Genomic DNA, 6,201 nt, shown 5'->3' on the forward strand with positions numbered 1-6,201 from the left:
CAAAAAATGCTGGCAAAAAAATAAACCACAAATTAAACACAACAAGAATGAAACAAACAAAATTATTTTATTTTTTATGATAAATTACAGCATTAAATAATATGTTTTGTGTCTTATGTAAAGAAAGAACAAAAAGTTTAAAAATACCATTTAGGATGACAATCCCTTTAAAGAAGGCATTTCAAAAACCGCTGAAAACTGCAATTACAAAGTGCCGAAAAACCAATCTTTTAAAAAACGTGAAAAAATGCGAACTTTGAAGAGATACAATATTCAATTTATCTCACCACCGAAAAATTAAAATACAACAAAATGAGAATAACTTTTAAGATTAAACGATTAAAACGTTTTAATAAAACACAGCACAAATAAGATACAGTATACGAAATCTATAACCGCATTATCTCTTCAACCACAACAAAAAAACAAGAAATTGCACACTAATGTATAAGCTAATCTACATAATTTCTATATTAGAAATGCTAGACATCTGACAAAAAAATTTGAATTAATAAATGTAATATTTTAGATCTTTTGATAAAATCTAAATACAGTAAAACACTCACCATTTTGAAATTTAAAAACACAAAAATAAAATTTCATCAAAATCAGCTCTATGAAAGCTATCTGTTTATTATCGTTAAAGCAAATATTTTAGCAAAGCTATTATTTTCCATTCTTTATATTGAATAAATTTCTCTAAACAACAACTCACTATCCTCCGTTATCATCATCTGACAACGACATTATTGCTAATCTCGTAGCTGATGAATATAACTACATTGGAAACAAAAGACCGATATTTCTCTCTTCTCCCGTTTAATATTTTTATTCAATTATTGCTTTAAAAATCAACGTTCTACTGTTGGCGATCACTTGTGCAAAGCTTTTTTTATTTTCTGGCGCTTTTTATCATTTTCAAAACGTAACATCAAATCTCGCTCTTGTTTTGTCGAGTTGGTTACACCAAAAGTATCATTGTCCATAACCTGCTGATACCCTGCTACCATTAAATTGACTAAAAATGAATCACTTCGCGGCGCTGATGAAAAATAGATTCCCTTTGAATCTTGTAATTTGTACCGATAACCTGCTTTAGTCATGCACTCATAAACTGCTGCAAAATCACTTGCACGCGAATCCATATTTTCAGAAGAAGCGTAGATTGGTTTCCAACCACATTTTGACAGTGCTTGTTGGACCATAGACTTATTGACACCGGGCTTTTCCCATAATTCTAATGTCGATGGGGGAGGTTTGCTAATACACCCAGCAGTGCTTAATAAAATTATAGCACTCAATAATTTCAATGTTTTTTTCATTCCCCCTCCTTCAATATTTACGATAGAAAGACTGATAAGTCTTCTAATATTTGCTCACACGCAAGATGACTCTTGTTAGCATATAGATATTGAAGAAACAATCCCACCCACCCCATGCAAAAACAAGAATGTAAGGATTTTTGATTACAGCAGCCTCAACACTTAAGGTTGACATTCAGGTTGTTCTTTATGCTCTTGACAATGAGGACTATTCAAACGCCTCTCTACACTTCGCTGAGGAATAACTGCATCAGGTTGACAAATTGGAAGATTTTCATATTTCTCACACCACTTCATTCTTCCCAATTTATCTTGAAAACCTGCTTGGATCATACATGCATTCACAGACTCCTCTGCATTGAATTTCTCATCCATACTTTTTTCTGTATCAAGACGACCATCAAAATGCTGCATGCCACATTCTAATAGAGCTTTTTTGATCTCAAGCTGATCTGCACCGGGCTTTTCCCATGCATCTACAGCTGTTCGAGAAGGCTGCTCTTCGTAACATCCAGCCATAACAAATAAGGTTATCCCGCTTAACAATTTTAAAATATGCTTCATTTTCCTATCCTTGAGTAATTTTGATATTACGAAACAATCTATAAATTATTTTACATGCTGTTTTTTATTTCCAAAACAATGATGAACATTATCAGCCTATATTATTTTTATCTTTCCGAAGATTATGCCATAATTATTATAGCAAAAATACGGTAAAATTATTACTAAAACCATATTCTATCAACGATATGCTTATAATTATTATCAATATTTTGATTACAACCAAAATAGATATTTTATATCATTGCGCCAACAGTTGTTGTCCTCATAAATAATTAGCATTGACATGCTGAATTAAGCCATCCCCGTACGGGCATGAGAAGCATGAAGGTAGGGATTGTTGATCATCACAAACAGCAAAACTTAAGGTTTGCATTCAGGTGCATTTTTATACTGTTTACAATAAGGGCTGTTCAAGCGCTTCTTGACACTGGGCCTAGGGATCACAGCGCCTGGACGACAAATGGGAAGGTTTTCGGCTCTAAAAGTATAACATGGCCCACCCGCTCTTGCTACTTCTTCATCTTTATAGCGAAAACCTGATTGAAGCATGCAAGCATAAATTGTTGCTTTTGCATTGATGCTCTGCTTTCTATTTTCTGGATCGACATCATAAGGTGTTGGCATGCCACATTCTAACAGGGCTTTTCCTATCTCAGTAAAATCTGCTCTTGGCTTTTCCCACGCACTCAAATACCCTCCAGGAGTTTTATTAAACTGACATCCGGCTATACTCAATAGAGTTATCGCACTTAATAATTTTAGAGTTTGTTTCATTTTTTACTCCATGATTTAATTCAAGGCTTTTGTTCTAGATGAGATGTGCCATAAAAACTTTTGGCATTTATAACCCACATCTCCAAGACAGGTATGGGAGCTTATGGGATTTGTAGCCACTCTCAACCATTCTATCAAAACGTTACTGCCAGCAGGGAGTGTCCCGTAGGTATAGCCATTACCGCCAATCCATCGGCTTACAAAGTCATATCTATGCCCATCAAAAAACCTGTTTCATGCGTCTGTGAATGGCTGCTATGATGGTCTGTCATGCCAACAATCGTCATACTTTCTCCCATTACATTGATATCTTGACCGGAAACCAGATGAGAAGCAGAAATCTTGGCTTCTCCTTGTGCGTCTAACACGATGTTGCCCGTCGCCCCAAGGATAGAGGAGACCGTTGTGGTATGCGATTAAGAACTATCGGACGATTTCTCATGCAAAAAGCCACTTGATGACGACTGTTTTTGCTGATCATAGTGTTCTTGAGCACCTTTTATGGTAGTATTGAATAATTTTGCACCGCAATACAGTTGCGGAGTGTATTTTGTCCGCCTCCACTTGTGATAAAAATTACTCTCGTATCAATATTATAAAAAATAAGTTTGATCCTTGCTATTGTGAGCGCAATAACAACAAGAGTTGTAACACTGTCACGCGTTCATTGTTCTCTTTAATTTACTCTTCTATGAGATTTTATTGTGATACCTTGCTGCTCTTTATTAAAGTTTTTGCAAATACAATCATACAATGCCTCTAATGACTTTGTTATCCACTATTTTCTACTAACGCCAATCCTCTTTGAGAAAAAAATACATAAAGAACTTTATCTTCGATTCTAAAAGCAATAGTAGTTTTCTAAACAATAAAATTTAAACAACCAATTTTTTAAAGAGCTTAAAGAACAATTTTTACAATAACTTCTCTTGTGGAACAGAACTTCATTAATACGTTTAGAAAAAGATATCTGCCTATAATCTTGTATCTGGTAAAATCTATTTGCACTATTAGGCATTTTTACCTGAAAGACTTATATTGATTGCAGGGCTCACCATCAAAAAATGCCTAATATTTATATGATTTGGTCGTTACCGTAAGCAATGGCTCACAAAACTTCCAAAGCAAAATAATAACGAGCAGATTTTTTCAATCTAGATTGTTCTAACCTTTAGAGAATAACAATCAAACACCTGTTTTCCTGATGACATCAGCTATTTGTTTTGAGCTTTATCTCTATTCACATTTTATTGCTGTTTCTTTTGCTTAAAATTATAAAGTTTAAGTGCATAGAAACAAATAATAAGCCAAGCAATCCAACTAAAACCTATAATTAAAACCGGTCGTGTCTCATCAAAATACCATAACAGAATAAAAATAAAAACCATAAATAAAATAGAAAAAATCGATCCTATTGGCCAAAATGGAATGGGAAATTTTAAACCATTCTGTGCTTCTTTAGGCATCTTAATTCGCATAAAAAATTGTGAAAGTAGAATCATCATCCAAACAAAAACTGTCGCAAATGTTGCCATTGCGGCAATAAGAAAAAAAAGCTTTTCATGGTAAAAATAATTAAGGACAGCACCAAGAAGAAAGATACCGAAGATCATCAAAATAACAAAAACTGGTATACCATTTTTTGATAAATATTGAAACTTTTTTAAAGCATAACCTTCCTGCGATAAACCATGGATCATACGACAAGCACCATACATTCCACTATTCATTGCTGAAATAGCCGCTGTAACAACAACAATATTTAAAATATTTGCTGCATACGAAATCCCAAGATTTTCAAAAATAGATACAAAAGGGCTATCCATAAGACCAATCTCATTCCAAGGATAAAGAGACATTAAAATAGCTAACGTCATGACGTAAAAAAGCAAAATACGAACTGGAGTAGAATTAATTGCCTTTGAAATCGTTTGATGAGGGTTTTGAACTTCCATAACTGCCATGCCAATAATTTCTATGCCACCAAAAGCAAAAACAACAACACTAAAACAAGCTAAAAAACCAAACCAACCATTGGGAAAAAGTCCACCATTTTTCCATAAATTATGAACAGTAACGGTAGAAAAATTTGCACCTTCACCCCACCCCCAAAAAATAATTGCTATTCCTAAAATAATCATCGCAATGATAGCGATAACTTTAATAGAAGATAGCCAAAACTCTAGTTCACCATAGACTTCTACAGCAGCTAAATTAATACCTGTGATGATTAATGTAATACTCAGTGCCCATACCCAAGGAGCAACATCAGGATACCAAAACCCCATATAAGTCGCAAAAGCTGTAATATCAGCCAAACCAACAAGAATCATCTCAAATACGTATGTCCATCCCGTTAAAAAACCTGCTAATGGTGATATGTAATTTGCCGCATAACGAGCAAAAGAACCAGGTAAGGGATTATGAAGTATCATCTCTCCTAGAGCCCGCATAACCATAAAAATAGCTAAACCAGCAATACAATAGGCAATCAAAACACTGGGACCCGCAAGCTTAATTGCCTGTGCAGACCCATAAAAAAGACCTGTTCCAATAGCAGAGCCAAGAGCTAAAAAAATAACTTGGCGCTTACTCATCCCTCTTTTCAGTTTATTTATTGCCATTTCTTTCCTTACTTTTTGAAATGCTGACAATCCACACAACGATAACAGCTTTATGATAAATAAAGCCTCATGTTTCTTTCACAAATATATTTCAAAAAACATCGAAGACCAGCCCGTCAAACACTTTGTTCTAAACAATAAAAAATACTTTTATTGCGAATTACTCAGCTTTTATAGCCTGCAATTTCGTATTATTTTATTTAAATAAAGTGATAATGAATTTTTTTATAATTGTCATTTAATTCATTTCGTATTCTCTAGTTTTTTACAGAGAAAATTAATCTTAATGTAATCTAAACTTTTAGGCTTCTATTTCCGTGCGCGGAAATAGAAGCCTAAAACTTCATAACAAACGCATTAACTATGCGTACAATTAATTTTTTGTTACTTTAAGAAAACTCTCTTTGAGCCCACAAAGCAAACTTTTTACGCCAATTGAATAGCTCAATCAATGATAATACGAATCTCGCAAGCCTTCAAAAGTATGAGAAATTGTATTTACAACCCATCTTTTAAGGACTCCAACTGTCTTAAAGATAAACTTTCCAATGGAAAAAAAATATGCGCTAAAAATAGAATCTTTGACTGTTGGCCTAATGATAGCATTCTCCTTATCTTCGGGATTTTGCCCTGAGATAGCAATAAAATCTCTGTTTTTCGCTAAAATCAGAGGCCCCTTCTCTTGGGCCACTATTGTAATGAAAACTTCCTCTGGAAAGCCACCTCTCCTACAATTTGCATGAATCTCAAGAATTTGAGAGAAAAAAATAACTGTTATTGATACACATAATCTAGCACTTTTAAACATTTCTTTCTCCTTTTTTATTTAAAATATCAAAAATGAAATATAAAATTCATAAAGTATTAACAAATAAGAAGAATCTACAATAAATTTTTTATTTTTACTTAATATA

The 6,201-nt window shown here is 33.6% G+C and carries 5 protein-coding genes and 1 pseudogene; all 6 read right to left on the reverse strand.

From position 1 onward, the window contains the following. Nucleotides 1-872: 872 nt before the first annotated feature. On the reverse strand, nt 873-1,322 hold the full coding sequence (locus tag PVV63_RS08565; protein WP_273791501.1) for a hypothetical protein: 450 nt from the start codon (nt 1,320-1,322) through the stop codon (nt 873-875). A 162-nt stretch (nt 1,323-1,484) separates the two neighbouring features. Beyond that, entirely contained in the window at nt 1,485-1,886 is a 402-nt protein-coding gene (locus PVV63_RS08570; protein WP_273791502.1) for a hypothetical protein, read from the reverse strand. A gap of 363 nt (nt 1,887-2,249) precedes the next feature. Then, nucleotides 2,250-2,663 carry a hypothetical protein gene (locus PVV63_RS08575; protein ID WP_273791503.1) on the reverse strand — a complete coding sequence of 138 codons (414 nt, stop codon included), beginning with the start codon at nt 2,661-2,663 and terminating at the stop codon, nt 2,250-2,252. 215 nt (nt 2,664-2,878) lie between these two features. After that, a pseudogene (locus PVV63_RS10525) lies at nt 2,879-3,169 on the reverse strand (hypothetical protein); the annotation flags it as partial. Nucleotides 3,170-3,910: 741 nt separating this feature from the next. Beyond that, the gene (locus tag PVV63_RS08585) at nt 3,911-5,287 is read right to left on the reverse strand and encodes an amino acid permease (protein WP_273791505.1); all 1,377 of its coding nucleotides are present in this window, start codon (nt 5,285-5,287) and stop codon (nt 3,911-3,913) included. Between the two features lie 448 nt (nt 5,288-5,735). Next, entirely contained in the window at nt 5,736-6,095 is a 360-nt protein-coding gene (locus PVV63_RS08590) for a hypothetical protein (protein WP_273791506.1), read from the reverse strand. Between the last annotated feature and the right edge of the window lie 106 nt (nt 6,096-6,201).

The organism is Bartonella sp. CM31XJBT (genome assembly GCF_028618555.1).
GTDB lineage: Bacteria > Pseudomonadota > Alphaproteobacteria > Rhizobiales > Rhizobiaceae > Bartonella.